The sequence below is a fragment of the Sorangium sp. So ce887 genome (genome assembly GCF_051521455.1).
Lineage (GTDB): Bacteria > Myxococcota_A > Polyangia > Polyangiales > Polyangiaceae > Sorangium.
Genome location: NZ_CP150354.1, coordinates 4,913,162 through 4,939,037 on the forward strand (window position 1 = coordinate 4,913,162; position 25,876 = coordinate 4,939,037).

Sequence of the window (25,876 nt, forward strand, 5' to 3'; positions counted from 1 at the left end):
CTTCGCGCGGCGCGGGGGCCCCGCCGGACTCGCCTGAGACAACGCTCCTCCGGCTGCGCCGGAGGAGCGTTGTCAATTGGGCTCGGACATCGGCCCTCCCCGCGCCGCGCGAAGAACACGGTCCCCGTGGGCCTACGGACGTCGACGGGGCTGTTCTCCAGCTACCTTGTCTACACCGGCGAAGAACACTGCCTCTGTAAGGTCGCAGAGGTCGATGGGGCTGTTTGGATAGAAGCCCTGTCCACGCGAGACGCACGGCCTACCACCCTCAGCGCGTCTCGCAGAGGACAGGGCAGATCGAGCGCCGAGCCGCGGCGGTGCGAAGAGCGCAGCGGCTCTTGCTGCGCTGTGTCGCGCTACTTCTTCGGCGCGGGCAGCGACGAGGGCTTGGCCGACGAGGGCGGGGTGGGCGACGAGGGCGGGGTGAGCGAGGAAGGCTTGGCCGACGAGGCCGCGGCGGCGGCCGGCGACGAGGGCTTCGCACCTGGCTTGGCCGGCTGTCCAGGCTTGCCCGGAGGAGCCGAGGCCGCAGGCGCAGGGGCGTCCTCGTACGGCTCTTCCGAGGGAGGCGCAGCCTGATCCGGGGGCGGCGCCTCCGGCTCGGCGGGCGCCGCCGACTCGGCGGGCTTCGTCGCCGGATGGAACGTCAGCGGCTTCGCCTCGCCGTCCGTGCGGCGGACCCAGATCACCGCGGTCCCGCTCGCGACGCTGGCATAACGGCCGTCCTCGGTGCGGATCTCCTCGTTGACCGCCTCGATGACCGCATCGCCGCCGACCATGCACGCGGCCTTGCGGAGCGACTCGAGGCGCTCTGCCTCCGTCCGGGCCTCGGGATCGCTCGCGATGGGCTGAAGGCGATGGTACTCGCGATCGGGCAGCTGACCTGCCGGTACCACGTGCATGTCGCTGCAGAACTCGCCGGAAGGCGTGCGTTTGTCCCGAAAGGGGGTGCTGCAACCGGCGATCAGCGCGGCACCCAGTGCCGCCGAGAGGAGGAGGCGCTGCATGATGCCTTCTTACCAGCGATGCGACGCGCGATGCAAACCCCGCGCATCACGACCGATGCTGATCCGCAGGACAGCCGCTCCCTGGCAGGAAGACCCCCCCGCGGGTCGCCGCGTACGCCCCATGTTCCGATCTCGTGAACGCCTGGCTATGCTCGCGGACGATGCGCCCGCCCGAACGACGCTCTCCTCTCGCCCTTTTTCTCGGCGCGGCGCTCGCCGCCGCGTGCGGCGCGCCCCAGGCCGCTCCGGGCGCCGCTCCGGGCGAGGCCGCCCCCGCCGAGGTGAGCGCCCCGAGCGCCGCAGCATGCCTCGCGGCCGCCAACGCGAAGCGGCAAGCCCGCGCCGACGAGCCATCGCGCATCGGCGTGAAGCACGTCCTCGTCCGCTACGCCGGCGCCGACCGCGCCGAGGGCGCGACGCGCACGCGCGAGGAGGCATGCCTGCGCGCGATGGAGGCGCGCGACAAGATCCGCGGCGGCGCCGACCTCGACGTGGTGGTGGCGGAGTACAGCGAGGAGGCGGGCGCTGCGTCGCGCGGCGGCTCGCTCGGCACCGTGGAGCGCGCCGACGTCCTGCCGCCCTTCGCCGACGCCGCGTTCGATCTCGACCTCCATCAGCTCAGCGACGTCGTGGAGACCCGCTATGGATTCCACGTGATCTTCAGGACCGAATAGCCCTCCTGCCGAGAGCTGGGCCCTGTCGATACCCCTTTGCGCGCGCCTCGATCTCGCGCCGCAACACGCTACCTCTGGAGCCAGCCGGCCGACGGGGTGAATCACGCGCCGGCCCGGGACGTCCTCCAGCTCCCGCACGTCGACTGGAGCGCCGCGCGCGAGGGTTGCCTTCTCGGCGGAGGCGCAGCATGAAGCACCCATGCGTGCCCACAAGCTCGTCGTTGCCCTCGCCGTGATGATCGCCTCGCCAGCGCTGCTGATCGCGGCATGCAAGTCGAGCGACGACCCCGAGGAGGTGGCCCCGGCGCCGACCGACGTCCCCGCGCCGACCGCGACGGCGCCGCTGCCAGCGGCGACCGGGACCGTGCCCGCCGCGACGCCGACCCCGATCGCGCCCCCGGCGACCGCGAAGGCCCCCCCGGCGCAGCCTGCCGCGCCGGGCACCAAGACGGACGCGGGCGCGCCTCTGGACGGCGGCGACGGCGGCGCGCCGAAGGACGCGGGCGCGACCGCCACGCCCGACGCGGGGGCGCTCTCGGGCAAGCTCGCGGCGTGCGCCACAAAGTGCCAGTCGATCCTCCAGACCTGCCTCACGCCGCAGTTCCCCGCGGACGGCGGCCTGCCGAAGCTCGCCGATCCGGCGGCGTGCCAGAAGTCGTTCGACGACTGCCGCACCGCCTGCGCGCCGTGAGCGCCCGCCCCGCCGCGCGAGGCCGGCAGCGCGGCGCCCGGGCTACCTCTGGGCGCCGTCCGCCGCGCTCGGCAACGTCACCCGGAAGAGCGCGCCGCCCGCGTCGCCGGTCGCCACCGTGATGTCGCCGCTCATCGCCTCGACGAGGTGCTTCGCGATCGACAGGCCGAGCCCGCTGCCGCCCGAGGCGCGGGAGCGCCCCGGATCCACGCGGTAGAACCGCTCGAAGACGCGACCCTGGTGCACCGCGGGGATGCCCGGGCCGTCGTCCTCGACCTCCACGATGACGCGCCCGTTCACGGACCTCGCGCGCACCTCCACGCGCGAGCCCTCCGGCGTGTGGTGGATCGCGTTGTCGACGAGGTTCGTCAGGACCTGGTCGAGCGCGCGCGGATCCGCCGCGACGAGCGTGCCCGGCGCGACGTCCACGATCACCTCGCTCCGTTTCTCCAGGGCGCGCCCGCGCAGGAGCGCCACCGCCGTCTCGGCCTGCACCGCGAGATCGAGCGTGCCCGGCGACAGCGGCCGCTCGCGGCCCTCGATGCGCGACAGGTCGAGCAGATCGTTCACGAGCCGGTGCAGCCGGGCCGCGTTCCGCTCGATCACCTCCACGAAATCCCGCGCGGCCCCCGCGTCGTCCAGCGCGCCGCCGAGCAGCGTCTCGCTGCTCGCGCGGATCGACGCGACCGGCGTGCGCAGCTCGTGCGACGCGTTGGCGATGAAGTTGCGCTGCAGCCCCTCGATGCGCCGCAGCTCCGTCACGTCGAAGAAGACGGCGACGACCCCCGCCGCGCCGCGGCCCTGCGCCGGCAGCGCGAGCGGCGCCGCGTTCACGAGGAGGATCCGGCGCCCCGGCGGCCCCGCCGCGCCCGGCGCCGCGGGCGCGATCTGGATCTCGCGCGTCGCCGCCGCGCGCGCGAGCGAGACCTCCTCGATGAGCTCGTGCAGGCTCGCGGAGCGGAGCACCTCGATCGGCGGGCGCCCGACCGGGTCCCCGCGGATGCCGAGCAGCTGCGAGAGCGACGGGTTGACCAGCGTGATGTCGCCCCGCTCGTCCGTGACGAGCACGCCCTCGCGCATCGACTCGAGCACCGCGCCGAACCGCTCGCCCTCGCCCCCGAGCTCGCGCCGCGAGCGCTCCAGGCTCTCGGCGAGGTCGTCCAGCGCGCCGCCGAGCGCGGCGATCTCGTCGCGCCCCTGCACGCGCGCGCGCCGGCTCAGGTCGGCGCGCATCTCCCGCGCGATGCCTGTCAGGTAGACGAGCCGCCCGGAGAGAGCGCGCGCCCCGACGAGCGCCGCGCCCACGGCGAGCACGAGGGCCAGGATCGTGCCCTCCACGACGCGCGTGTGGGCGGCGGACAGGCTGCGATCGATCGCGATCGGCTCGAACGCGAGCCGCACGACCCACGGCCCGTCCGGCCGGTCGAGCCGCCGCGCCGCGTAGAGCATCCGCATCCGCGTCGTCTTGCTCACGCGCTCGCTGCGCCCCGCGCCGTGGTGCCGCGCGTCGGCGACCTCGTCGCGCGTCGCGTGGGCCTCGAGCTCGCCGAGCCGCTCCGGCGCGACCGACGAGTCGCCCCGCACCGCGCCGCTCGGATCGATGAACGTGACGCGCGCCCCCGCGCTCGCCGACAGCGCCTCCGCGAGCGCGGGCGCCTCGGCCGCGAGGTCGACCGTCCTCGCGGCGCTCTCGGTGACGATCGCCGTCCGCGCGGCCAGATCGGCCTCCGTGTGCTCCCCGAGCTCCGCGCCGAGCGTCTTCACGACGTAGACGTCGAACACCACCGCCGCGAGGACCGCGATCCCCACGGCGAACGCGATGAGCTTGCTCCGAATACCCATGTCACCCGCGTGCCGAGCGCCCGGCGCGCGCCTCGTGCGCGACGGGGGCGAAGAGGATGATGTTACCTGGTTTTGTCTGCTTCGTGACGACTCGTTGACGTGATGCGCGGAGACGGGTAAACGCCCCGCTGCATGGGACTGACCCGTGATGCCGTCTTCTTTGACGCGCTGGCCAACCACGCGCAGCGGAGCGTCGCGGCGAGCGAGCTCCTCCTGGAGATGCTCGACCGGCCCGCCGACGCACCGGCGCTGGCGAAGCGTATCTCCGACCTCGAGGACGAAGGCGACAAGATCACCCACGGATGTCTGGCCGCCCTCCACCAGACCTGGATCACCCCGCTCGATCGCGAGGAGATCCACGCGCTCATCACGAGGCTCGACGACGTGCTCGACTGCATCGACGCGGCGAGCGTGCGGCTCGTGCTCTTCGAGGTCGGCGACACGCTGCCAGAGGCGCGGCAGCTCGCGCAGGCGGTGGTCGACTCGTGCACCGTCACGAGCGCGGCGGTCCAGTCGCTCCGGGACCTGAAGCGGCAGCCGCACCTCCTCGAGCTCTGCGTCGAGATCAACAAGCTCGAGAACACGGCCGACGGGCACTATCGCACGGCCCTGGCGGCGCTCTTCAAGAAGGGGAACGACCCGCTCCTCGTGATGAAGTGGCGCGACATCTACGACCTCCTGGAGAGCGCGACCGACCGCTGCGAGGACGTCGCGAACATCATCGAGGGCATCGTGCTCGAGCACGCATGACGACCTATATCCTCGCCATCCTCGTGATCGCGCTGGTGTTTGATTACATCAACGGCTTTCACGACGCCGCCAACTCGATCGCGACGATCGTCTCGACGCGCGTCCTGTCGCCCCGCACCGCGGTGATCTGGGCCGCCACCTTCAACTTCATCGCGTTCGCCCTGTTCGAGCCCACGGTCGCGCGCAACATCGCGAAGGGCGTCGAGCCGGCGTTCATCACCCCGAACGTCATCCTGGGCGGCCTGCTCGGCGCGATCATCTGGAACCTGCTCACATGGTGGTGGGGGCTGCCGTCGTCGTCGTCGCACGCGCTCATGGGCGGCTTCGCCGGGGCCGCGGTGAAGAGCGCGGAGCGGCTGTCGGTGCTCGACGCGACGGTCTTCGGCAAGACGGCGGCGTTCATCCTGGTGTCGCCGCTGCTCGGCGCGATCATCGGGTTCGCGCTCATGCACGCCATCCGGCTGCTCGCGCGGGGCTGGACGCCCGGCAAGGTGGGGTCCCGCTTCCGCCGGCTGCAGCTGGTCTCCGCCGCCGCCTACTCGCTCGGGCATGGCGGCAACGACGCCCAGAAGACGATGGGCATCATCACGGCGCTCCTCATCTCCACCGGGATCCAGCAGGGCGGCGACAACCCGGAGCCGATGCTCTGGGTCGTGCTCGTCTGCCACGCCGCGATGGGCCTCGGCACGCTCTCCGGCGGCTGGCGCATCGTGAGGACGATGGGCATGAAGATCACGAAGCTGAAGCCGGTGGGCGGCTTCGCGGCCGAGACGGCCGGCGCGGCGACGCTGTTCAGCGCCACGGCGCTCGGCATCCCCGTGAGCACGACGCACACGATCACGGGCGCGATCGTCGGGGTCGGCGCCACGAGCGGGCGCCTCTCCACCGTCCGCTGGGGCGTCGCCGGCCGCATCGTCTGGGCCTGGATCTTCACGATCCCCGCCTCGGCCATCCTCTCCGCGACCGTCTACACCATCGCGCGCATGATCAGCGGCGAGCCCTGACCGCCCGGCCGAGCGCCACGCCGAGCGCGTGGCGGCCGGCGATGTGAGCACGACCCGCGGTCGCCTGAGCCGCGCCGCTCAGCCGAGCGGCGCGGGCGCGCGGCTCGGGCGGCTGGCCCCGAGGCTGACGAAGTGGTCGAGGATCCAGGTCTTGAAGCGCTGCAGGTCGAGCCGGTCGAGCAGCGGCAGGAAGGCGCGCTCGACCCCGTCCTCGCGGCGTATGGAGGCGAAATCCAGCACGCCGACGTCGTTCGCGGCGAGCACGTACGGCATCACCTCGGTGCGCCCCTCATCGAACGCCGAGAGGAGCAGCGACGCCTTGAGGAAGGCGGCCGACACGTCGAGGAAGGCGGGGCGGATGCCGCGGATGTAGCGGCTGAACGGCTCGGCGATGACGCGCTTGTCCGAGGAGTCGCGGAGCCCCGCGCCCTCGAGCTGCTGCTTCAGGAACACGCTCGCCGACACGCCGGGGTGCTCCTTGCGGCGGCGCTCGGCCTCGTAGCCCTCCGCGACGATCACGAGCGCGTAGTCGGCGCGCCCGAGGCTCTCGGCGAGCTCGCTCAGCACGTCCTGGGGGAAGCGGAAGAAGGGGAGCACGATGAGGTGCGCCCGGGCCGCCACCGCGCAGTGCAGCGCGTGCCGCCCGCTGCGGTTGCCCATCATCTCGAGGAGGTAGATGCGCTTGTGCGTGTACGCGTCCTCGTAGAGCCCGCGCGCGATGTTGGCGCCCGTCTCCACGCCGGACAGGAAGCCGATCGCGCGATCTCCCTCCAGGTCGTTGTCGATGGAGACGTTGACGAAGCCGGATTGCGGGCGGACATCGAACTCGTCGAGCCACGCCTTGATGCCCTCGAACGTGCCGTTGCCGCCGACGCAGATGAGGTGCGTGAACCCCTGCTCCTTGAACGTCACGGCGGCCTGCTTGCGCCGCGCGCGATCGAGGAAGCCGCTGTAGCGCTCGCTCCGGAAATCGCTGCCGGCGTCGAGCACGCGGCGCCCCATCGAGCGCGCCGGGATGCCTTGCGCGAGCAAGGAGTAGCGCTGGCGGCGGCTCATGATGAGGCGCTCGAACTGGGGCTGAGTGCGCGCGTCCGCGGTCAGGGAGCGGAAGCCCTCGGTCGCGGCCCACACCTCGAAGCCTCGTCGCGCCGCCTCCTCGGTCAGCGCGACAGCGACCGAGGAGTAGCCGGGGGCATTGCCGCCGTCGAAGACGAGCAGCAGGCGCTTGTCCGATGCCGGGAGGGTGTCGGGACGTCCGAACTCGACGATGCTGGTCATGGCGCCGGCCTTCTACCACGCGGCGCCAGCGTTGGCCGAGCGATTGTCACGCGTTCGATGCAGTCGCCCGACGACGCCCGGCGTTGAACGATCGTGCCGCGCCGCGTGGCGCTCGACGAGCGTGCCGCGTCGCGCGACGACGCGGCCTGGACGAGCGCGCCGCGTCGCGCGGCGACGATTACCCCGTGTTCCGCATGCCGGCGGCGATGCCGTTCAGCGTGAGCAGGAGCGAGCGATCGCACCCGGAGTCCCCGCCGCGGCTCGCCCGCAGGAGCTCGACTTGCAGGAATGAAAGAGGGTCGACGTATGGATTGCGCAGCGAGATGGACCGCTGGAGCGTCGGGTTGCCCTCGAGCAGCCGCCGGTTGCCCGTGAGCCGCTTGAGCCACGACCGCGTCAGCCGGTACTCCGCGATGATCCGCGGCGCGACCGCCTTCCGCGCCGCGGCCGGCGCGAGCTCGGCGTAGCCCGCGAAGATCGTCATGTCCGCCTTCGCGAGCACCATCTCCACGTTGTCGATGACCGCCCGGAAGAACGGCCACGACGCCATCATCTCCTTCAGCAGCTCCGCGCCCTCGGGGCGCTGGCCCATCGCCTCCAGGCCGCTGCCGACGCCGTACCACCCCGGGAGGATGGCGCGGTTCTGCGTCCACGCGAAGACCCACGGGATCGCGCGCAGCGACTCCAGGCCGCCCGCGCGCCGCTTGCTCGGGCGCGAGCCGAGCGGCAGGCGCGCGATCTCGTCGATCGGGGTCACCGCCGTGAAGAACTCCACGAACCTGGGCTCCTCCCAGACGAGCGCGCGGTAGACGCGCCGGCCCGACTCGGCGAGCTCGTCGAACGCGGCGGCGTAGCGCAGCTCGGACGCGGTGGGCGGCCGCGGCTGCGCGCCCAGCGTGTGCAGGATGACGCCGCTCAGCATGAGCTCCAGCGTGCGCATCGCGAGCTCGGGGCGGGCGTACTTGTGGTCGAGCGCCTCGCCCTGCTCCGTCGCCTTGTACCGGCCGCCGACGCTGCCGGCCGGCAGGGCGAGCAGCGCCTGGTGCGCCGGACCGCCGCCGCGCGCCACCGACTCGCCGCGGCCGTGGAAGACGCGCAGCGGCAGCTCGGCCTCCGCGGCGATCTTCGGCAGCGTCTCCTGCACGCGCCGGAGCGCCGCGCTCGCCGCGAGCAGGCCGACCTCCTTGCCGGAGTCGCTGTAGCCGATCATCACCTCTTGCACGCCGCGGGCGAGGACGTGCGGGCGGTATTCCGGGTGCGCGAGCAGCGCGCGCAGGATCCGCGCGCTGTCGTTCAGCGCGCCGAGCGACTCGAACAGCGGGACGACGTCGATGCGCGCGCACGACCGGGCCTCGTCCCACAGGCCGGCGGCCTTCGCGCACGCGAGCGCGGCGAGGATGTCGTTCTCGCTCTGGGTCATCGACAGGACGAGCGTGCGGCAGGCCGACTCGCCGCCGTCGCGCTGCGCGGCGGCGATGCGCTGGAGCGCCTCGAAGACGCGGCGCGCCTCCGGCCCCATCTGCGCCGGCTCGACGCGGCCCGCCGCGACGTCGGCCGCCGCGGCGCGCGCGTCCTCGGCGGGGGCGCGCATCTCGAGCTCCGCGAGCGCGAACCCGAGCGCGCGCACCTGCGAGAGCAGCGCCCGCGCGCGGCGCTCGCCGGAGTGCGCGCAGCGCGCGCCCTTCAGGCTGTCGGCGACGAGCGCGAGGTCGCGCTCGAGCTCCGCGGGCTCGCGGTAGGGGACGGCGAGCGTCGGCTCCTCCGGGCGCACGAACGCGCGCCCCTCGCGCGCGGGGCCCTGGCCCGAGCGCGCGCGGGCCTCGGCGCGACCGTGCTCGGCGTGCTCGAGCGTGGCGGTGAGGCGCGCCTCGATGAACCGCAGCTTGCGGCGCCACGGCTCGCCCTCGGTGCGGGGCCCGAAGTGCGCGGCCGCCTCGGGCATCGCGGCGGCGTCTTCCTCGATGGAGGCGAGCAGCCAGGGCGGCGGCGTGACGTGGCGGAGCGACTGCGAGAGCGCGCCGCCGAGCTCGCGCGCCGCCCGGATGAGCCGGCGCAGGCCGCGGACGCGGTAGGCGAACAGCGCGTCCTCGAGCACGGCGGGCACGACGAGCGGGTTGCCGTCCATGTCGGCGCCGACCCACGAGTGGATGCGGAGCGGCACGATCTCGGCGGCGAGCGGCTCGCCGTACGCGGCCTCGAACGCGCGCCCGATCGCGGCGGGGAGATCGGGGAGCAGATCCCAGAGGATCTCCTCGATGTACCAGGCGACGTTCTTCACCTCGTCGCCCACGGTGGGCCGGTCGCGGCGCACCTCGTCGGTCTGCCAGACCGCGGCGATCTCCTCGCGAATCTCGGCGAGCTTGCTCGCCGACTCGTCCGGCGTGAGCTGGCAGCGGTCGCGCTCCTCGAGGTTCTTCGCGATGCGGTAGAGCTTCTCGAGGACGGTGCGCCGCGCGGCCTCGGTCGGGTGCGCGGTGAGCGTGAGCGTCACGTCGAGCGTGCGGAGCGCGGCGCGCACGCGCTCCGCGGGCACGCCCGCGTCCTTGAGCGTGCGCATCGCGGCATCGAGCGAGCCGCGCTGCGGGCGCGCGTCGGGGTCCCTCGCGTAAGCGCGCGCGCGGCGGATGCGGTGGTGCTGCTCCGCGAGGTTGACGAGCCGGAAGTAGACCGTGAAGGCGCGGATGACGGGCTCGATGCGATCGTGCGGCAGGCTCGCGAGCAGCTTCGTGAGCTCCGCGGACGCGTGCGCGCGCCCGTCGCTCGGGCCGCGGCGCCGGCGGATGGCGAGCGTGCGGATGCGCTCTTCGAGCGCGAAGAGCTCTTCACCCTCCTGCTCGATCAGCACTTCACCGAGCAGGCGGCCAAGCAGGCGGACTTCTTTGCGAAGAGGTCGATCGACCTCACGTCGACGCGGTGGCATGCGGCGAGCCTAGCGCGACGCGGCGTAAAACGGACCACCGAGTGTGGCTTGGGCGGACGACCAGGGCGCTCCCGAGGGCACGGGCGGGGGTGGGGCTGGCGGGGGCGTGAGGGGTGCGGTTGGGTGCCGCGGGGTGGGGGAGCGAGGGAGAGCGAGCTGTGCGCGGGGCGGCGGCGGGGGTGGGAGCCCGTGGGTGGGGCGGCATCGGGAGCCCGTGGTGGGGCGGCCGTGGGAGAGCCCGTGAGGCGAGCGCCGGGGGCCCTGTTTTGCTGAGAGGAGAGATTTTACATGATGGCAGAAGCCATCAAAATGATTGCTCTTTTTCTCTTGCATTCTCGCCCCGATGTCTCGCCGGCAGCGCGCTCGGAGCGGGGGCGCGCGCGGCGGGGCGAGAGCCGACGTTTGTGGGCGGGAGCCCCGGTCTCGGAGGCGCTCCTGGTTCGCGCGGGTAGGGTAGGCGCAGGCAGGCGCCGCGGCGAAGGCCGCGCTTCCGGTCCTTTCGAAGCCGCGTCGAGCTCGTGTACGCTCCGGCGGATGGCCGATGACGTCTTCGGGATCGTCGGTACGACCCAGGGGGCGTTCAAGGTGGAGCGGGTCGTCGCCGAAGGAGGCTTCGGCGTCGTGTACCGGGCGTACCACGAGGCGTTCCGTGCGCCGGTCGCGCTGAAGTGCCTCAAGGTCCCCGGGGCGCTGCCCGAGCAGCTGCGCGCGCAGTTCCTCGACAAGTTCCGCGAGGAGGCGGAGCTCCTGTTCCGCCTCTCGGCCGCGATCCCCTCCGTGGTCCGGCCGCTGCACCACGACGTGATCTCGGCCGCGACCGGCGTCTTCGTCCCGTTCATCGCGCTGGAGTGGCTCGAGGGCAGCACGCTCGCGAGCCACATCGCCGCCCGCGCGGCAGAGCGGCTGCCGCCGCTCTCGCCGGGCGAGGCGATCCGGCTGCTCACCCCGGTCGCGCGGGCGCTCGAGGCGGCGCACCATTTCCCCGGGCCGAGCGGTCCCACGTGCGTGGTGCACCGCGATCTCAAGCCGGCCAACCTCTTCCTCGCCCAGCTCCACGGCGCCGAGGTCGTCAAGATCCTCGATTTCGGGATCGCCCGCGCGCGCGACGCCGCGACGGTCATGGCCGGCCAGACCGCCACCACGTCGGGCGGCCTCTCGACGGCGTTCACGCCCGCGTACGGCGCGCCCGAGCAATGGGCGCCGAAGCGCTTCGGCAAGACGGGCCCCTGGACCGACGTCTGGGGTCTCGCGGTGACCCTGGTCGAGGCGCTCGCCGGCCGCGAGATCATCGCCGGCGATCACGTCGCCATGATGGGCACGGTGCTCGACGAGAAGCGCCGCCCCACCCCGAGGAACGAGGGCGTCCTCGTGCCCGACGCGCTGGAGAGCGTCTTCCGGCGCGCGCTCGCGGTCGATCCGCGCGAGCGCTTCCGGGACGTCGGCGCATTCTGGGACGAGGTCGAGCAGGCGCTCGGGTTGCCGCAGAGCGCGCCGCCGATCGCGCTGCCCGGCCGGAGCCACGCGCCGCCCGCGGCCCGCCGCCCCTCGGCATCGCCCGCGGCGCCGAGATCCACGCGCGCTTTGCATCTCCCGGGCGCGGGCCTGACGTGGCCGGCGGCGCTCGCGGACATGGAGACGCGCGAGATCGATCTGCCGGAGCAGCGCGGCGGCCGCTCCCCGCCGCTCGGCGATCTGCCGGAGCGCGGCGGCCGTCTCCCGCCGCACAGCCTGCCGACCGAGCCGGTCGTGCCGCTTGCGCTCGACTGGTCTCCCCCGTCGCCCGCGCCCTTCGCGAGGCCGTCCCACGCGCCGTCCAGGATGCCGCCCCCGAGGATGGACCGCGCGCCCGCGCGCCACAGCCTGAGCACGGCGGAGCTCATGGCCATGTTCGCGTTGCCGGTGCGGCTCGCGGGCGCGGCCGTCGTCATCACGCTCCTCGATCTCGGGGCCGCGTCGCTGCTCCTCGACGGCCAGCGCATCGGCGTGGGCCCGCTCCGGCTCTTCCACCTCGCGGTGGGCCTCGTGGTCCTGGGGATCGGGATCGCCGTGGTCCGGCTGTTCGCGTCGGATCGGTAGCGCGCTCGGTGGCCGCGCGATCCCAGGACCTCGGCGACGAGCGCTGGGACGACGTGCGGACCTACGGCTCCCGGCGCACGCCCGTCGATCCGTAACCGCCTGCGCCGCGCGCCGTCGGCGCGAGCGCGGGAACAAGGACCACGTCGGCGAGGGCGACCGGGCAGATCACGAGCTGGGCGATCCGATCGCCCTGGTTCACGGTGAACGGATCCGCACCCAGGTTGATCAGGACGATCTTGATCTCCCCGCGGTAGTCCGGGTCGATGGTGCCGGGCGAGTTGAGCACGGTGATCCCGTGGTGGAGCGCGAGCCCCGAGCGCGGGCGCACCTGCCCCTCGTGGCCGTCGGGGAGGGCGACGGCGTAGCCCGTGGGCAGGAGCTTCCGCTCCCCGGGCGCGAGCGTCACCGGCGCGTCGACGGCGGCGCAGAGATCGAGCCCGACGGCTCCCTCGGACTTGTAGGCGGGCGGCGGGACCTCGACCGGTCCCACCCGGAGGAAAGATACCTGGATGCGCACGCGCCGGAGCCTAGTCCAGCGCGCCGGAGATCCCGTCAGGGATTTCGGCTCACGGGCGCGGCAGCACCGTCTCGAGCGCCGAGCCGCGGAGCGCCTCGAACGCCGTGTCCGACCACGCCCGCGCCCGATCCGAGAAGCCGGCCGCGACCGCGCGCCGGAGCAGATCGAGCGCCGCCTCCTGGTTCCCGTCCTTGGCGCTCGCGCGCGCCGCGCCGTACGCGTCCTCGCTCTTGCCCGCACGGCGGAAGATCGCCTCGTAGAGCCGCGCCGACCAGTCGAACGCGCCGTGCGTGAACGCGATCTCCGCCATCCTCCGCGCGTCTTCCTCCGAGAGCTGCTCCACGATGTCGAGCGCGACCGCCGCTGCCCGCGCCACCTCGCCCAGCTCCACGAGCACCCGGATCAGCGGTCCCGCGACCTCCTTCCGGTCGTCGCCGGCCTCCCGGGCCGCCTCGAGCGCCTTGCGCGCCTGCTTCAGCTCCCCGAGCGCGAGGTGCACCGCGCCGACCAGCGCCGGATCCGGCTCGCCGTGCTTGCGCGCCTGCGCGATCGCTTCCCCCGCGCGCTTGGCGTCGCCGAGGAGCAGGTGCGACCAGCCGATGAGCTCGTGCGCCTCCCGGAGCGCGTGCTTCGGCGGCGCCGGGGACTGCGTGAGCACCTCGTTCGCCAGCGCCATCGCCTCGCCCGTCTGCTCGCCCTCCACGGCCCGGCGCGCCCGCTGGAGCAGGACCGCCGTCTCGGGCGGCAGCGGCTCCTCGTGGATCGCGGCGCGCCGGCGGTTCACCACGGGCGACGAGATCGCCGGCTCGCTGCGGAACCGCTGCAGGCTCTGGAACGCGGACATGACGAGGATCAACGAGAAGAAGAAGAACCCCATGCGCAGGAAGAGGATGGCGAGGAGGACGGCGGCGACGCCCGAGATGGCCGCCGTCAGCCGGGCGCGCCGCGGGCCGAGCGCGTGCTCGAGGACGTGGCCGCCGTCGAACGGGAGCACCGGGATCAGGTTGAGGATGCCCCAGACCACGTTGACCTGGATGAGCGTCTCCATCCCGTGCAGCACCATGACCGGGAGGGCGGAGAGCGCCGGGACGTAGAGGAGCACCACGTGCAGGATTCCGGCGACGAGGAATCCGGCGAAGGGGCCGGCCAGGCTGATCAGGATGTGCTGGAGCCGCCCGAGCGGCAGGAGCGACCGCCAGGTCGTGGTCCCTCCCATGAAGTGCAGCGTGATCTCCGGCTCGATCTTGTGCCGCTTGATGGCGAACGCGTGACCGAACTCGTGCATGAGGACCGACAGGAAGACCACGACGATCCACACGAGGAACTGCTGGTACTGTTCCCTGGCCACGATCCCGTACCCGAGCAGCGCGGCGGAGAGCCAGAACCCGAGCTGGACGTCGACCGAGACTCCAAACAGACGGAAGCTCATGCGCATGTAATAAGGCCTGGGAGCCCTCCGCTCAATGATTGCCGTGCGGACGCCCCCTGCCCTAGAGTGCGCCGCGCGACCTTTTCGCGCGGCCGCGTGCCCCTCCGGCGCCTCCGGCCGCCCGCTGGACGCGGCCGTGGGAGCGAGCATGGGCAGGGAGATCCGGGTCGGGAGATGGGCGTTCGCCGGGGTGGCCGCGGCGGGGTTGGCGTGCGGCGCCGCGCCGCCACCCGGGCCGCCTTCGCCGGGGAGGGCCGCGCCGGCCGCGGTCCGCGTCCAGGAGGCCGCGGCGGCGCCCGCGCCGTCCGGGGCTGCTGTCGCGCCGCCGCCCGTCGCGCCGCCGGCGTTCACGGTTCCGCCCAACACGGCGGTCCTCCACATCGGCGACTCGTTCGCGCTGGCGGGCTTCGCGCAGGCGCTCCGTCCGCGGATGGAGGAGCACCGCGTGCGCTACGCGGTGAAGGCGGAGACCAGCTCGTACACGGTGACCTGGGCTTCCAGGATGGAGCTCCTGGTCGCGAACTACCAGCCGGACCTCGTGATCATCAGCCTCGGTGCGAACGAGGTGGAGAACGTCAACCCCCCGGCCCATGCCGGCGCCATCCGGCGGATCGTCAAGGCGATCGGCGGCCGTCCGTGCGTGTGGGTTTCCCCTCCGCTCTGGCGGAAGGACACCGGCATCATCGACGTGATCCGGACGAACTCGGCCCCGTGCCGCTTCTTCGACTCCGACGCGCTGGTCCCCGGCCCCCTCCCGCGCAAGAAGGACAAGATCCACCCGAACGAGGTGGGCGGCGCGCGCTGGGCCGACGCCTTCTGGTCCTGGCTCATGGCGGAGCACCTTCCGCCCGGCGAGGAGGAGGGCGACCCGGCGGCGAGGCGCAGCCCCTGGTCGCTCCGGCTGCCTCCGCCGGAGGAGCACCGCTCCAGGGCGCAGCCGCCGGAGGGCACGGCCCAGCGGGAGGGCCCGGCACCCGTGCGGGAAGTAGAGAGATTTTGAGCTCCGGCGGCCCGGAGAGCCCACCGTTCCCCCGGCGCCGGAAGCCCTACGCCGGTGGTGCAGTCATTGGAACCTGAAGGCGGGAAGAAAACCTGAAGGATCTTCCCGCCTTCCCGCCTTCATGTGGAATCTCTCTGAGCCAGTGACCGCACCACCCCTACGCCGGTGACGAAGTCGCCACCCCCGCTCCGCGGTGGCTCAACCCCGGGTCGTGTCCGAGGGCTCCCGCGATCGCGGCGCGCACGTCCCGCATGAGGCGGCTGCGGCCGCCCGCGCCGTACGGCGCCGGATCGATCGGCGGCATGATCGTGACCACCACCCGGTGGTGCTCCTGCACCACGAAATCCTTCGCCTTCAGCACGTGGCGCGTCCCGTCGATCGCGACCGGCAGGATCGGCGTGTTCGTCTCGATCGCCATCCGGAAGCCCCCGCTCTTGAACGGCAGGAGCGCGCCCGTCTTGCTCCGCGTGCCCTCCGGGGCGATCCAGACCCGGGTGCCGTCCTGCAGCATCGAGGCGCCGACCTGCAGGCTCGCGCTGGCCTGGACGTGATTGCCCCGGTGGATCCGGATGAACCCGGCCGCCTTCATCGCCTGGCCGAAGACCGGCACGCTGAACAGCTCCTTCTTGGCGATCATCCGCAGCCGCCCGGGGATCGCGCGGAACACCACCGGGATGTCGAAGAGGCTCTGGTGGTTCGACATCACCACGAACGGCCGCGTGCCGGCGGCATGCTCACGCCCGCGCACCACGAGATCCACGTCGGCGTCCTCGAGGACCTTGCGCGCCCACCAGTCCAGCCGCTCATCGCAGCGCTCGAGCGTCACGCGCCCCATCACCGCGTCCACCACGGTCGGGACGCAGATCCGGGCCGTGTCGAGGATCCCCATGAACGTCGTCTGAAGGCTCATCGCTCTGTTTCCGCTGAAGGGTGAGGGGTCGCGTGGTGCGCTCGCCCCGCGGGCAGGCCCTGCCGCGCGCGGCGGACGAGCAGCCCTCGGAGGGCGCCGAGCTCATCCAGGAGTCGAACACCTCGAGTATACCACTCAACCCGCAGCTGTGGTGCCGGTTACGGTCACGACCACACTGCGCGCGTGGGGAGAACTACGGTGCTCCCAGACATACAGGGCTTGCCATGTCCCGAGCCCGAGGCGGCCGCCGGAGATCGGGATCACCTCGCTCGATCGGGTGACGGCGCTCCGGAGGTGACCTGGCATGTCGTCGGGGCCCTCGTCGTCGTGCTCGTAGTCGCGGCCCTCCGGCGCGAGGCGCGACATCCAGCGCTCCAGATCGCGGAGGACGGCCGGATCGGCGTTCTCCTGGATGACGAGGCTCGCCGAGGTGTGCTGGAGGAACACGGCGCAGAGCCCGACGTCGACGCCGGCGCTGGCGACGACGCGCGCGACCTCGCGCGTGATGTCGACGAAACCACGGCCGCTCGTGCGGACCTCGAGCGTGCGCTGAACGATGGTGGTCACCGCGCCCATCTTAGCCGCGTTCGGCGCCGGCGCCCCGCACGACGTCGGCGATGAGCCCCCAGCTCGTCCACTGCTGGAACCAGGCGCCGACCCGCGCGCCAAGCGTCACGCCCGCCGCCTCGCCCGCCGCCACCGCCTCGCACGCCGCGACGAGCGGCACACCCCGCCCGAGCGCCTCGAGGAGCGCGAACGCCGGGGGCTCGAGCTCCTCGTAGCGGATCGTGAGATCGGCGGCGCTGCGGAAGACGGCGAGGCGGACGGCGCGGGGCGCGGGCAGCGCCGGTGATCTGCCCTGCCGGAGCTCGCTGCGGAGGACGTGCGCCGGGTAGCGGAGCTGCATCAGCGCGAGCAGCGGGTGGAGGACGATCCGGGCGGTGGACCAGCCCTCCTCCGGCATGCCCGTCACCTTCGCCGGATCGAGCGGCGGCGGCGAGGCGCCGTCGAACAGATCGACGAGCGCGTGCTCGTAGCGCGCCACCTCGCGCGCGAGCTCCGCCAGGGCAGGGGGGAACCCCTCGTGCGCGGCCGCGAAGCCGGCGACGTGGCGCCCGAGGTCGCGCAGGCTGAAGCTCGCGGGCGGGTGCGCCGCGAGGTACGCCCGGGAGAACGCGTCGAAGCCGTCCTCGCCGAGGACGTGCGCGAGCGCGGGGTAGTCCTCACGGAGGGCATCGCGGTGGCGCAGCCAGAACTGCCGCCGGTAGATGTCGGCCTGCTCGGCGGGCGTGAGCCGCTCGTTCCCGGCGACGTGCTCGCGGCACCTGCCGGCGAGCTCGGCGTCGCCGGGGAGCGGCGCGCCGGCCATGAACAGGCGGGCGAGCTCGCCCATCAGCGAGGCGAGCCCGGCCGGGGGCGCGGCGTCAGGCGGCGCGCGCACGCGCCACCTCCTCGCGGATCGCCCGCGCCTTCTCCGCCTCGGCCGCGAGGACCTCGAACGCCGGCAGATCGTCGTCCCACTCGATCAGCGTCGAGACGTCGCCCGTGTGGACGAGCGCGCGCCGGTACAGCGCCCACACGGCGTCGGCCACGTGATCGCTGTGGGTGTCGAGGATGTACTTGCCGTGGTGCGTGTGGCCGGCGAGGTGGACCTGCACGATCCGGTGGTGCGGCACGCCGTCGACGTAGGCGCCCGGGTCGAAGCCGTGGTTGTACGCGGAGACGTAGACGTTGTTGACGTCGAGCAGGATGCCGCAGTCGGCCTCCTCGACGACCGCCGAGAGGAACTCCCACTCGCTCATGCGGCTCGAGGTGAAGGTCAGGTAGCTCGACACGTTCTCGAGGGCGAGCCGGACCTCGAGGAAGTCCTGCACCACGCGCACCCGCGCCGCGACGTGCCGCACGGCCTCGTCCGTGTACGGCAGGGGCAAGAGGTCGTGCAGGTTGAGCCCGTGCGCGCCGGTCCAGCAGAGGTGATCGCTCACCCAGGGCGAGCGCACCGTGCGGACGAGCGCCTTGAGCCGGCGCAGGTAGTCGAAATCGAGCGGATCGGTGCTGCCGATCGACAGCGAGACGCCGTGCTGGACGAGGCGGTAGCTCGCGAGGGCGCGCTCGAGGTTGGCGAGCGGCATGCCGCCGTCGACCATGAAGTTCTCGCTGATGATCTCGAACCAGTCGACCCGCGGCCGGTGCTCGAAGATGTGGCGGTAGTGCGGGATGCGCAGCCCGACGCCGACGCCGAGGTCGGGGAGCCCGAGCCGCATGCGTTCTAGGTTCGCCATGGGTCACCACGTCGCGGCGTCGCCCGGCCCCCGCGGGCCGGGCTGTCGCGCGCCTCAGCCGCTCAGTGGCCGCCGCAGTCGGCCGGCTTGCAGCCGCCCTTGCCCTTGCACTCGTTCTGGCCCGCGCAAGCGTGGGTATCGGACTTGCAGCCGCCCTTGCCCTTGCACTCGTTCTTGCCGGCACAGCACGCCTTGGCGCCGGCCTCGGGCGCCTCTGCAGCCGCCGGCTCGGCCGGGGGGGCCCCGGTCTCGGCGGTGGGCGGCGGCGCCGAGCCACAGCCCGCGAGGCCCGCCACCATGCCCGACACCGCCGTGAACGCCAACGACCTGCCCATATCCATTGCCATCTGAACCTCCACCTTCGTCATTCGTCGAGTGCACCGAGCCCAGCGCGCGTCCCGCCCGCATGGCGCGCCCGCGCGTCTGGGCTCATCGGGCCTCGCCGGTCTCCGCGACCGCGCCGAGCCCCTCGCTACGCGTCACTACGCCCGCCCGGTTCCGCGGTTTCACCTTGGACGCGTTGATTCTTCATCCAACTCCCCGTAAGTGAGCGGCGTTGACCTCCACGCCCACGCGAGTCCCCCCTGCGCGCACGGCGTCCGGCGGCGTGTCCTCTGCGGCCCGGACGCACCGCCACCGTGCAGCATTTCACGGACGACGTAACTCGCTTCAGATTGCAGGCGCAAGACAAAGCGTCCACGACGGCGCGCCGCGACCGGGTGGGTGCGGCGCGTCGCGGCTGGGTCGTTGCGGAGCGCCGCGGCTCGGGTGGCGCGGCCTCGTCGATCGGTCTCGCGCGGCGCTGTCTCGCGCGGCGCTCCCCGCGCTCGCGGCGCTCTCGCTGGGGGCAGCGGCTTGCGGGGGGGCTGCGCGCGAGGGGGCCGGCGTGGCGGGCGGCGCGGCCTCCGGGCGCGAGCTTCCGGTCGCGGCGGTGGCCGCGGAGCTCGAGGGGATGAGCGGGGCCCTCCTCGAAGGGCGCGAGGCCACGTTCCGGGACATCCTGGCCGACACGATCGCGAAGGACGCGTACCTGTGCCTGCCGGCTCCGCGCGACGTCTTCCGCGGGGAGGTGCCGGAGGGCGAGCGGCGGATCGCCGGGATGATGCCGCATTACGGCCTCTTCTTCGGTCCGATGAGCTACCTCGTGCGGCGGCGCGGCGGCGCGTGGGAGGTCGAGGTCCGCATCGCGGTCGAGCCGCCGGCGGGCGCGGGCTGGCTCGAGCTGCCTGACTGCGGGCTTTCCGGTGCGCTCGGGGGCGCCATGGTGTGCCGCGGGACGCCGTACGCGCGCGCCGCGTCGACGGACGCCTGCCCGGGCTCCGGCGAGTTCACGGCCAGGGCGACGCCGGCCGCGATCCGCGCGCTGCTCGCGCGCTGGTCGAGCGAGGTCGAGGGGTACTGGAACCGCGATGCGCGCGCCTTCGGGCTGCCCGTGCGGTACGACTTCGACTTCGTGCTCGCGGACGACGCGCGCGGGAGGGCGCTGCGGGTCGACCTCGCGGTGCCGCTCTCGCCGACCTGCGGGCGGACGCCCTACTTCAGCGCGATGCGGGCCGGCTGGTCGCTGCCGGTGCTCGCCCACGAGGTGGGTCACGTGCTCGGGCTGCTCGACGAATACGAGGCGCTCTCCGGGATCGTCCGCTGCTATCCGAAGACGCCGTTCCCGGGCGCCGAGATCAGCCGGATGGGGCTCTCGATGCGGGAGCAGACGCGGCTCCTGCCGCTCCACCATTACCTCGTGCTCCGCCGCTTCTTCTGCCGCGAGCCCGCGTCCATGGACCCCTATGCCGGCGCGATCCGCTGAGCGCCCCGCGCGGCCTCGCGCCGGCCGCCGCGACGCGAGAGCAGCTGCGGCGACGGCGCTCGCGCGCGGGGCGCTCGTCGCGGCGCTCGCGTGCGCGGCGCTCGCCGGCTGCCGCTCGGAGCGGGAGTCCGGCGCGACGGACGCGGGGGCCGGCGCCGTCGATGCCGGGGCCGGCGCGACGGATGCGGGGGCCGGCGCTGTGGAGGTGGCGCCGCCGCTCGTGGGGGCGCTGCCCGGGCCGAGGGCGCCGGCGCCGCCCGCGGAGCCGCGCTGCCCGCCGGAGATGGTGCGGGTCGAGCGCCGGTTCTGCGTGGATCGCTACGAGGCGGTGCTGCTCGACAGGGAGACGGGCCTCGAGATCTCGGCGTTTTATCCGCCCTCGCGGCAGGCCGCCTCATCGGTCGAGCGCGCATGGTCGAAGATGCGGCTTCAGCTCGGCGACGCGGAGGCGCGGCGCATGGAGCTGCCGCTCCTCCCCGGGTGGCAGAAGCAGCGCGAGTTCGAGCCGCGCGCCGTGTCGCGCCGGGGGGTGCTCCCGCAGGGCTACACGAGCGGCGCGCAGGCGGAGCTCGCGTGCCGGAACGCCGGCAAGCGGCTCTGCGCCCTCGAGGAGTGGCGGACGGCGTGCCGCGGCGAGCGCGACGAGCAGTTCCCGTACGGGCCGACCTACGCGGACGGGCAGTGCAACGTGTTCCGCGAGGGCCACCCGGCCGCCGTGCTCCACCGCGACGTGACCCTCGGGCACAGCGATCCGCGGCTCAACCTGGTGCGCGTCGGCGGCGCGCCGCTCCTGCGGCGGACGGGGGAGACCGCGACGTGCGCGAGCGCGTGGGAGGGCGATGCGATCGCCGACATGGTGGGCAACCTGGACGAGTGGATCGACGATCCGGAGGGCACCTTCGTCGGCGGGTTCTATGCGCGCGCGACAAGGGAAGGGTGCATGTCGCGCGTCGTGTCGCACGAGGTCACGCACTTCGACTACTCGACCGGCGTGCGGTGCTGCGCCGATCTGCGCGCGGCGCCGTGAGGGGCGCGCGCTCACGGCGCCGCGCTGCGATCTGGTAGCATCGCCCGCCGCGCGGAAAGACGTCGCGCTCGTGCGACGCCGCCGGGAGGTACATCGATGCTCGCAGCCCGATATCATGTCTATGATTCAGCGGTGGTGGATGCGCCGATCGAGGAGGCATGGAGAGAGCTCCGCGATGTGGTCAAGCTCCTCCCGATCGTCTTCGGCGACGCCGTCAAAGACTACCAGTACGTGGACGGCGGCTCAGCGGAGAAGATCCCGTCGCGCTTCGAGTTCACGCTCCACCCGTCGGGAGAGAAGGCCCTGGAGGAGGTGGTCGCGCGATCCGAGACAGAGCACTCCGTCACGTACCGGCTGCTCGGGCAGGTCCTGGGCGCCGAGGGGTACATCGCCACGTACCGGCTCCGCCGCGTCACGAGCGAGCCGGGCAAGACGTTCCTCGAGTGGTCCCGGGAGTTCGGCGTCGCGCCGGGCCACGAGGCCGAGAAGGTCGCCCCGTCGATCGCCGCCCTCACCGCGAAGGAGCTCGTCGCCATCAAGGAGTACTTCGCGCAGCGCCGCCGCACGGTGTGATGCACAGGGGAAGGGCTGGCGCCGGGGAGCCGTGACGGATCGCAACCGTCGGGAAGGGCTGGCGCCGGGGGTCGCAACGGTTCGAGTCCGTCGGGAAGGGCCGGCGCCGGGGGGGTCGCGACGGTTCGAGCCCGTCAGGAGGCGAGCGGAGCGCCGCCGCCGCGTTCAGGTCGTCGGGCGGCCGACGGCGACGAAGCTCTCCGCGCCCTTGGGGCGACGCCGGTCGCGCCAGACGAGCGCCGCGGGCAGCACCAGCACGGCGGCGAAGAGGCAGGCGAGCTCGCCGATCACGGCGGCCACACCGAGGCTCCGCACGGCGTGGTTCTGCGAGCGGATCAGGGCGAGGTAGCCCAGCGCCGTCGTGAGGCTGCAGAGGATCACCGCGCCGCCCGTCTCGCGCACCGCGGTGAGCGCGCCGCCGGCGCCCTCGCGCGCGTACCGCTGCACGATGTTCACGGCGTAGTCGACGCCGATGCCGAACGTCAGCGGCAAGGCGATGAAGTTCAGGAAGTTGAGCTTCACGCCCGTCAGCACGAGCAACCCCGCCATCCAGAAGACGCCCACGAGCAGCGCGCCGAGCACGGCGAACGCCGGGCGGCCGCCGCGGAAGGCGACGAGCACGACGAGGACCGTCGCGGCCAGCGAGAAGAGCACCGCCGGCGGTACGTCGTCGATGACCGCCGCCCACATGTCCGCGTAGATGACCGCGCGCCCCGAGCCGCGCACGACGCTGCCGTCAGGGAGCCGCGTCTCGCGGTACGCGTCGGCCCAGCGGAAGAGGTAGTGCGCGTCGTGCACGCTCTCGGACGTGATCGGGCTGATGTACACGATGCGACCGCGCGTCCCGTCCGTCTCCGTGAAGGCGCGCGCCACCCCCGCCGGCAGATCGTCGATGCCGAACGGCGCGAGATCGTCCGGCGGAACGACGGCCTGGATCCGGCTCCAGTCCTCGTCGCCGAGGAGGCCGCGCTTCCTCGCCCGGAGGACGCGCTCCTTGATCTCCTGGAGCAGCGGGATCTTCGCGTCCTGATCCCTCGGGACCAGATCCTGGAGGGCGTAGATCTCCTTGAACGGCTTCTCGCCCTCGGGCGCCGCGTCGCGCCGCGCGTAGAGCGCCGCGCGGAGCGGCTCGATCTGCTCGGGCCGATCCACGAGGATCGCCATGCCGTCGGTGCCCACGTAGCCCGTGATCTCCTCCGCGAGCGCGCCCAGCCGGATCTGCTCGGCGCGCACCCGCTCGTCGTTGCGGAGGTTCCGGAGGTCGTACTCCATCGGATCGGCGCGCACATAGCCGACCGCCGCGACGAGGCCGACCGCGGCCAGGGCGAGCCCCGCGACCGTCAGACCGGCCGGGCTCCGCGCCGCGAGCCGCGCAAACGGCTCGCCGAACGCGATGCCGCCCTGGGTGCGCCGCCGGAGCCTGCCGAGCAGCCCCGGCGACTCGCGGTCGAGGGGGCTGAGCCGCTCCATCACCGCGAGGACGCTCGGCAGCGCGACGAACGTGGCGACCCAGCAGAGCACCATGCCGGCGCCGCCGATGAGGCCGAAATCGTGGAAGCCGCGGAAGTCGGTGGCGAGCAGCGAGCCGTAGGCGGCCGCGGCGGCGCAGCCGGCCGTGAGCGTGGGCAGCCAGGTCTCGCGGTGGGCGACGCGCACGCCCTCGAGCAGGCTCGCGCCGCCGCGGCGCGCCTCGAGGTAGCGCGCCATGTAGATGATGCCGAAGTTGATTCCGTTGCCGGCGACGATCGAGAAGAGGAACCCGGTCGCCATGTTGAGGTGGCCGAGCGCGAGCTGGGTGACCCCGAACGTCCAGGCGACGCCGGTGCCGACCGTGATCAGCATGGCGACGAGCATGCGCACGCGCAGGTAGTAGAGGAACACGACCGCGGCGATGAGCGCGGCGCCCGCGACGCCGACGTCGGTCAGGTCCTCGTTGATCGCCGCGTACTCGGCGATCCCGGTCTGCAGATCGCCCGCGAGGCCGTAGGTGATCCCGGGATCGAACGAGGCGGGGTGCACGCGATCGACGACCTCGCGCACGCGCCGGATCGCCTCGGAGCCGGCGGCGAAATCGCTCGCCAGCACCTTCGAGCGGATGGCGACGACCACGGTCTTGCCGTCCTTCGACTGGTAGTAGCCGTCGGGGTAGCGCCCCGCGTCGATCCCCTGGAGCCCGAGGCTCTGCTCGATGGAGCGGGCGCTCACCTCGGGCGGCGGCTCGTCGTCGTCGAGCAGCGCGCCGGTCGCCTTGTTGACCTCGTAGGCGTAGCGCGCCTCGATGTCGTCCCGCAGCTTCGTGAGCCTGTCGCGCTCGACGTAGAGCCCGGCGCGCGGCGAGAGGTAGCTGAAGGCCTCGTGCACGCCGTCCTCGACGCTGCCGACCCACGGCGGCCCGAGCCGCTCGATCTCGGGCACGAGCGCGTCCGCGGCCTTCTGCAGCGCGACCGTGGGCGTGCCCTCGCCGCCCTGCAGCACGACGAAGAGCGTCGACACGCCGGCCGTCTTGGCCGCGACCCGGTCGAGCTCCTGCACGCTGGGCCGTGACGCCGGCAGGAGCGACTCGAACCCCGTCAGCACCTGGAGCCGCGTCGCCAGGAAGAGGGCGATGACGGTGAGGAGCCCGGCCGCGAGCAGCGGCAGCGCAGGCCGGTTCACCTGGAGCTCGGCGAGGCGCGCGGCGAGCCCGCCGCCCTTCGAGGAGGGCGGCGCGGCGCGGGGCGAGGGGTCCTGGGAGGGGGAGGTCGACGGGCGAGGTGCCGTGGGTGGAAGCTGCGGAGAGGGCATGGAGGAGATCAGGGGAGCCGGGGCTGAAGGAAACGGTGAGGGCGCGAGAGCGCCGGGGTGGACCACGTCCTAGGGAACGGGTTCCCCGCGGAACAGCGGATCGCGCGCGGCACAGCGGGTGGGCCAGGCCGAGATCCCTGCGGCGGCCGCGGAGCGCGGGGGAGCGATAGCAAGAAATCTGTGACGTGGCACGCGGAGCTCGGCGCCGAGCGCTCGGCCGAGCGGCTCGATCAGCTCCCCGGGGACGCGTTCGAACGGCTGCTCTCGTCTCTAGCCGGAGGCGATTGCCCGCGAGGCGCTGCCCGCGCGCTTCCGGACCCAGCGGCCGCGCGCGGGCGCGGCGCTCGGGGGGCGCGCGGCGAGAGCTCGATCGGCGGGGCGGACCGCTCGGCCTGCGCGACGTCGCGGGGGGAGGGACGGTGGAAGCGGAGCACGTAGGTCCGGAGCAGGTCGCCGAGCAGGCCCGGCTCGTTCAGCCCCGGATCGATGCGCGGCGCGACCTCGCGCCGGTGCGCCTCGGCGAGCACCGACCAGTGCAGCCCAGCCCGGTTGTGGTGGATCGTGTGGTGACCGTTGTTGCACATGATCCAGTTGAAGGCGCGTCCGACGAAGTTGCGCGAGTGGTTCCACTCGTTATGGACGTCGCACCCGTCGTGCTGGAGGAGGTTGATCCGGAGGACGCAGCGCGCGCCGTAGAGCTGCGGGAGCACGACGAAGAAGAGCGCCGTCCAGAAATCGACGAGCAGGAGCGCCCCGGTGAGCCCGAAGGCGGAGGCCATCTCGAGCCGGTATTGCCGGACGAGCTCGCGCCGGCCGGCGAGCGCGTTCCAGCGCGCGACGCCGGCGAAGGTGTTCGGCCCAGCCACGTTGGGGAAGTGGAGCAGATTGAGGAGGTTCCACCGAAACGAGACGTGCTCCGGCGCCGCCCAGTCGGGCTGGCCCTCGTCGTTGAAGTGGTGGTGAACCAGGTTGTGAGAGGGGACGTTGGCCGACGCCGGGTAGAGCGCGCCGAAGCTGAGCACGCAGCGCCAGAGCATGTTCAGCCGGCGGCTGCGGAAGATGCCCTGGTGCAGGTGGTTGTGGAGGACCACCGCGTTGAGGAAGCTCAGGCCGCAATTCTTGCCTGGCCCAAACCATGTTGAGAGAGCCGCGCGGAGGCGCCTCGCACGGCCGCGTCACCCGCGTCGCGCGTCTCCCGGGATTCCCGGCGAGCTGCGAACGGGCGTTCGCATGCGCGGGGTGCGCGCAGGGATCCGGCCGCGCGCGCCGAAATCCAGCCGAGCGGGGTGGGCGCATGGAGAGACCGTG

Annotated in this window: 21 protein-coding genes and 1 pseudogene; 9 read left to right on the forward strand and 13 right to left on the reverse strand. The window is 73.1% G+C overall.

The window, feature by feature from the left end:
• Nucleotides 1–356: 356 nt before the first annotated feature.
• A complete protein-coding gene (locus WMF36_RS18215; protein ID WP_437580882.1) occupies nt 357–1,007 on the reverse strand; it encodes a hypothetical protein in 651 nt (216 codons plus the stop codon).
• Between the two features lie 161 nt (nt 1,008–1,168).
• On the opposite strand from WMF36_RS18215, the gene WMF36_RS18220 reads away from it, so the two are divergent.
• Together WMF36_RS18220 and WMF36_RS18225 are read left to right on the forward strand one after the other, a co-directional pair.
• Nucleotides 1,169–1,681: a peptidylprolyl isomerase gene (locus tag WMF36_RS18220; protein ID WP_437580883.1), complete on the forward strand. Its 513-nt coding sequence runs from the start codon at nt 1,169–1,171 to the stop codon at nt 1,679–1,681.
• A 199-nt stretch (nt 1,682–1,880) separates the two neighbouring features.
• Nucleotides 1,881–2,372 carry a hypothetical protein gene (locus tag WMF36_RS18225; protein ID WP_437580884.1) on the forward strand — a complete coding sequence of 164 codons (492 nt, stop codon included), beginning with the start codon at nt 1,881–1,883 and terminating at the stop codon, nt 2,370–2,372.
• Between the two features lie 42 nt (nt 2,373–2,414).
• Here WMF36_RS18225 and WMF36_RS18230 read toward each other — a convergent pair whose 3' ends face one another.
• Nucleotides 2,415–4,214 (reverse strand): ATP-binding protein, encoded by a 1,800-nt coding sequence (locus WMF36_RS18230; protein ID WP_437580885.1) that lies wholly within the window; start codon nt 4,212–4,214, stop codon nt 2,415–2,417.
• 132 nt (nt 4,215–4,346) lie between these two features.
• Here WMF36_RS18230 and WMF36_RS18235 point away from each other — a divergent pair, with 132 nt between their 5' ends.
• Together WMF36_RS18235 and WMF36_RS18240 are read left to right on the forward strand one after the other, a co-directional pair.
• Nucleotides 4,347–4,964, forward strand: a complete 618-nt coding sequence (locus WMF36_RS18235; protein WP_437580886.1) for a DUF47 domain-containing protein — start codon at nt 4,347–4,349, stop codon at nt 4,962–4,964.
• Entirely contained in the window at nt 4,961–5,968 is a 1,008-nt protein-coding gene (locus WMF36_RS18240; protein ID WP_437580887.1) for an anion permease, read from the forward strand. Before WMF36_RS18235 ends, WMF36_RS18240 begins: the two co-directional genes overlap by 4 nt.
• A gap of 78 nt (nt 5,969–6,046) precedes the next feature.
• On the opposite strand, the gene WMF36_RS18245 is transcribed toward WMF36_RS18240, so the two are convergent.
• Nucleotides 6,047–7,246 carry a 6-phosphofructokinase gene (locus WMF36_RS18245; protein WP_437580888.1) on the reverse strand — a complete coding sequence of 400 codons (1,200 nt, stop codon included), beginning with the start codon at nt 7,244–7,246 and terminating at the stop codon, nt 6,047–6,049.
• A 178-nt stretch (nt 7,247–7,424) separates the two neighbouring features.
• On the reverse strand, nt 7,425–10,166 hold the full coding sequence (locus WMF36_RS18250; RefSeq protein WP_437580889.1) for a phosphoenolpyruvate carboxylase: 2,742 nt from the start codon (nt 10,164–10,166) through the stop codon (nt 7,425–7,427).
• Nucleotides 10,167–10,700: 534 nt separating this feature from the next.
• Here WMF36_RS18250 and WMF36_RS18255 point away from each other — a divergent pair.
• Nucleotides 10,701–11,585 (forward strand): annotated as a pseudogene (locus WMF36_RS18255) (serine/threonine-protein kinase); the annotation flags it as partial.
• A 718-nt stretch (nt 11,586–12,303) separates the two neighbouring features.
• On the opposite strand, the gene dut reads toward WMF36_RS18255, so the two are convergent.
• Together dut and WMF36_RS18265 are read right to left on the reverse strand one after the other, a co-directional pair.
• Nucleotides 12,304–12,759: a dUTP diphosphatase gene (dut, locus tag WMF36_RS18260; RefSeq protein ID WP_437580890.1), complete on the reverse strand. Its 456-nt coding sequence runs from the start codon at nt 12,757–12,759 to the stop codon at nt 12,304–12,306.
• A gap of 49 nt (nt 12,760–12,808) precedes the next feature.
• On the reverse strand, nt 12,809–14,188 hold the full coding sequence (locus WMF36_RS18265; protein ID WP_437580891.1) for a site-2 protease family protein: 1,380 nt from the start codon (nt 14,186–14,188) through the stop codon (nt 12,809–12,811).
• 148 nt (nt 14,189–14,336) lie between these two features.
• On the opposite strand from WMF36_RS18265, the gene WMF36_RS18270 reads away from it, so the two are divergent.
• Nucleotides 14,337–15,188, forward strand: a complete 852-nt coding sequence (locus WMF36_RS18270; RefSeq protein WP_437580892.1) for an SGNH/GDSL hydrolase family protein — start codon at nt 14,337–14,339, stop codon at nt 15,186–15,188.
• A gap of 157 nt (nt 15,189–15,345) precedes the next feature.
• Here WMF36_RS18270 and WMF36_RS18275 read toward each other — a convergent pair whose 3' ends face one another.
• From WMF36_RS18275 to WMF36_RS18295, 5 genes are all read right to left on the reverse strand, one after another.
• Complete coding sequence (locus WMF36_RS18275) at nt 15,346–16,098, reverse strand: lysophospholipid acyltransferase family protein (RefSeq protein ID WP_437580893.1); 753 nt, start codon at nt 16,096–16,098, stop codon at nt 15,346–15,348.
• Between the two features lie 135 nt (nt 16,099–16,233).
• Entirely contained in the window at nt 16,234–16,665 is a 432-nt protein-coding gene (locus tag WMF36_RS18280; protein ID WP_437580894.1) for a secondary thiamine-phosphate synthase enzyme YjbQ, read from the reverse strand.
• 10 nt (nt 16,666–16,675) lie between these two features.
• Nucleotides 16,676–17,539: an HvfC/BufC family peptide modification chaperone gene (locus tag WMF36_RS18285; RefSeq protein WP_437580895.1), complete on the reverse strand. Its 864-nt coding sequence runs from the start codon at nt 17,537–17,539 to the stop codon at nt 16,676–16,678.
• A complete protein-coding gene (bufB, locus tag WMF36_RS18290; protein WP_437580896.1) occupies nt 17,523–18,380 on the reverse strand; it encodes an MNIO family bufferin maturase in 858 nt (285 codons plus the stop codon). The genes WMF36_RS18285 and bufB overlap by 17 nt, the downstream gene beginning before the upstream one ends.
• Nucleotides 18,381–18,442: 62 nt before the next feature.
• Nucleotides 18,443–18,727, reverse strand: coding sequence for a hypothetical protein (locus WMF36_RS18295; protein ID WP_437580897.1), 285 nt, complete (start codon nt 18,725–18,727; stop codon nt 18,443–18,445).
• Between the two features lie 539 nt (nt 18,728–19,266).
• Between WMF36_RS18295 and WMF36_RS18300 the strand changes: the two genes are divergently transcribed.
• The 3 genes from WMF36_RS18300 (at nt 19,267) to WMF36_RS18310 (ending at nt 21,784) form a co-directional block, all read left to right on the forward strand.
• A complete protein-coding gene (locus WMF36_RS18300) occupies nt 19,267–20,184 on the forward strand; it encodes a hypothetical protein (RefSeq protein WP_437580898.1) in 918 nt (305 codons plus the stop codon).
• The gene (locus WMF36_RS18305) at nt 20,165–21,211 is read left to right on the forward strand and encodes a hypothetical protein (RefSeq protein WP_437580899.1); all 1,047 of its coding nucleotides are present in this window, start codon (nt 20,165–20,167) and stop codon (nt 21,209–21,211) included. The genes WMF36_RS18300 and WMF36_RS18305 overlap by 20 nt, the downstream gene beginning before the upstream one ends.
• 96 nt (nt 21,212–21,307) lie before the next feature.
• Nucleotides 21,308–21,784: an SRPBCC family protein gene (locus tag WMF36_RS18310; RefSeq protein ID WP_437580900.1), complete on the forward strand. Its 477-nt coding sequence runs from the start codon at nt 21,308–21,310 to the stop codon at nt 21,782–21,784.
• Between the two features lie 165 nt (nt 21,785–21,949).
• Here the strand turns inward: WMF36_RS18310 and WMF36_RS18315 are convergent, their stop codons facing one another.
• Nucleotides 21,950–24,568: an efflux RND transporter permease subunit gene (locus tag WMF36_RS18315; RefSeq protein ID WP_437580901.1), complete on the reverse strand. Its 2,619-nt coding sequence runs from the start codon at nt 24,566–24,568 to the stop codon at nt 21,950–21,952.
• 230 nt (nt 24,569–24,798) lie between these two features.
• Nucleotides 24,799–25,659 (reverse strand): fatty acid desaturase family protein, encoded by an 861-nt coding sequence (locus WMF36_RS18320; RefSeq protein ID WP_437580903.1) that lies wholly within the window; start codon nt 25,657–25,659, stop codon nt 24,799–24,801.
• Nucleotides 25,660–25,876: the final 217 nt, after the last annotated feature.

Excerpts from the sequence above, each read along its gene's own strand:
- WMF36_RS18215 (WP_437580882.1), bottom strand. The coding sequence starts at position 1,007 with ATGCAGCGCCTCCTCCTCTCGGCGGCACTGGGTGCCGCGCTGATCGCC.
- WMF36_RS18220 (WP_437580883.1), top strand. The coding sequence starts at position 1,169 with ATGCGCCCGCCCGAACGACGCTCTCCTCTCGCCCTTTTTCTCGGCGCG.
- WMF36_RS18225 (WP_437580884.1), top strand. The coding sequence starts at position 1,881 with ATGCGTGCCCACAAGCTCGTCGTTGCCCTCGCCGTGATGATCGCCTCG.
- WMF36_RS18230 (WP_437580885.1), bottom strand. The coding sequence starts at position 4,214 with ATGGGTATTCGGAGCAAGCTCATCGCGTTCGCCGTGGGGATCGCGGTC.
- WMF36_RS18235 (WP_437580886.1), top strand. The coding sequence starts at position 4,347 with ATGGGACTGACCCGTGATGCCGTCTTCTTTGACGCGCTGGCCAACCAC.
- WMF36_RS18240 (WP_437580887.1), top strand. The coding sequence starts at position 4,961 with ATGACGACCTATATCCTCGCCATCCTCGTGATCGCGCTGGTGTTTGAT.
- WMF36_RS18245 (WP_437580888.1), bottom strand. The coding sequence starts at position 7,246 with ATGACCAGCATCGTCGAGTTCGGACGTCCCGACACCCTCCCGGCATCG.
- WMF36_RS18250 (WP_437580889.1), bottom strand. The coding sequence starts at position 10,166 with ATGCCACCGCGTCGACGTGAGGTCGATCGACCTCTTCGCAAAGAAGTC.
- WMF36_RS18265 (WP_437580891.1), bottom strand. The coding sequence starts at position 14,188 with ATGAGCTTCCGTCTGTTTGGAGTCTCGGTCGACGTCCAGCTCGGGTTC.
- WMF36_RS18270 (WP_437580892.1), top strand. The coding sequence starts at position 14,337 with ATGGGCAGGGAGATCCGGGTCGGGAGATGGGCGTTCGCCGGGGTGGCC.
- WMF36_RS18275 (WP_437580893.1), bottom strand. The coding sequence starts at position 16,098 with ATGAGCCTTCAGACGACGTTCATGGGGATCCTCGACACGGCCCGGATC.
- bufB (WP_437580896.1), bottom strand. The coding sequence starts at position 18,380 with ATGGCGAACCTAGAACGCATGCGGCTCGGGCTCCCCGACCTCGGCGTC.
- WMF36_RS18295 (WP_437580897.1), bottom strand. The coding sequence starts at position 18,727 with ATGGCAATGGATATGGGCAGGTCGTTGGCGTTCACGGCGGTGTCGGGC.
- WMF36_RS18305 (WP_437580899.1), top strand. The coding sequence starts at position 20,165 with ATGCCGGCGCGATCCGCTGAGCGCCCCGCGCGGCCTCGCGCCGGCCGC.
- WMF36_RS18310 (WP_437580900.1), top strand. The coding sequence starts at position 21,308 with ATGCTCGCAGCCCGATATCATGTCTATGATTCAGCGGTGGTGGATGCG.
- WMF36_RS18315 (WP_437580901.1), bottom strand. The coding sequence starts at position 24,568 with ATGCCCTCTCCGCAGCTTCCACCCACGGCACCTCGCCCGTCGACCTCC.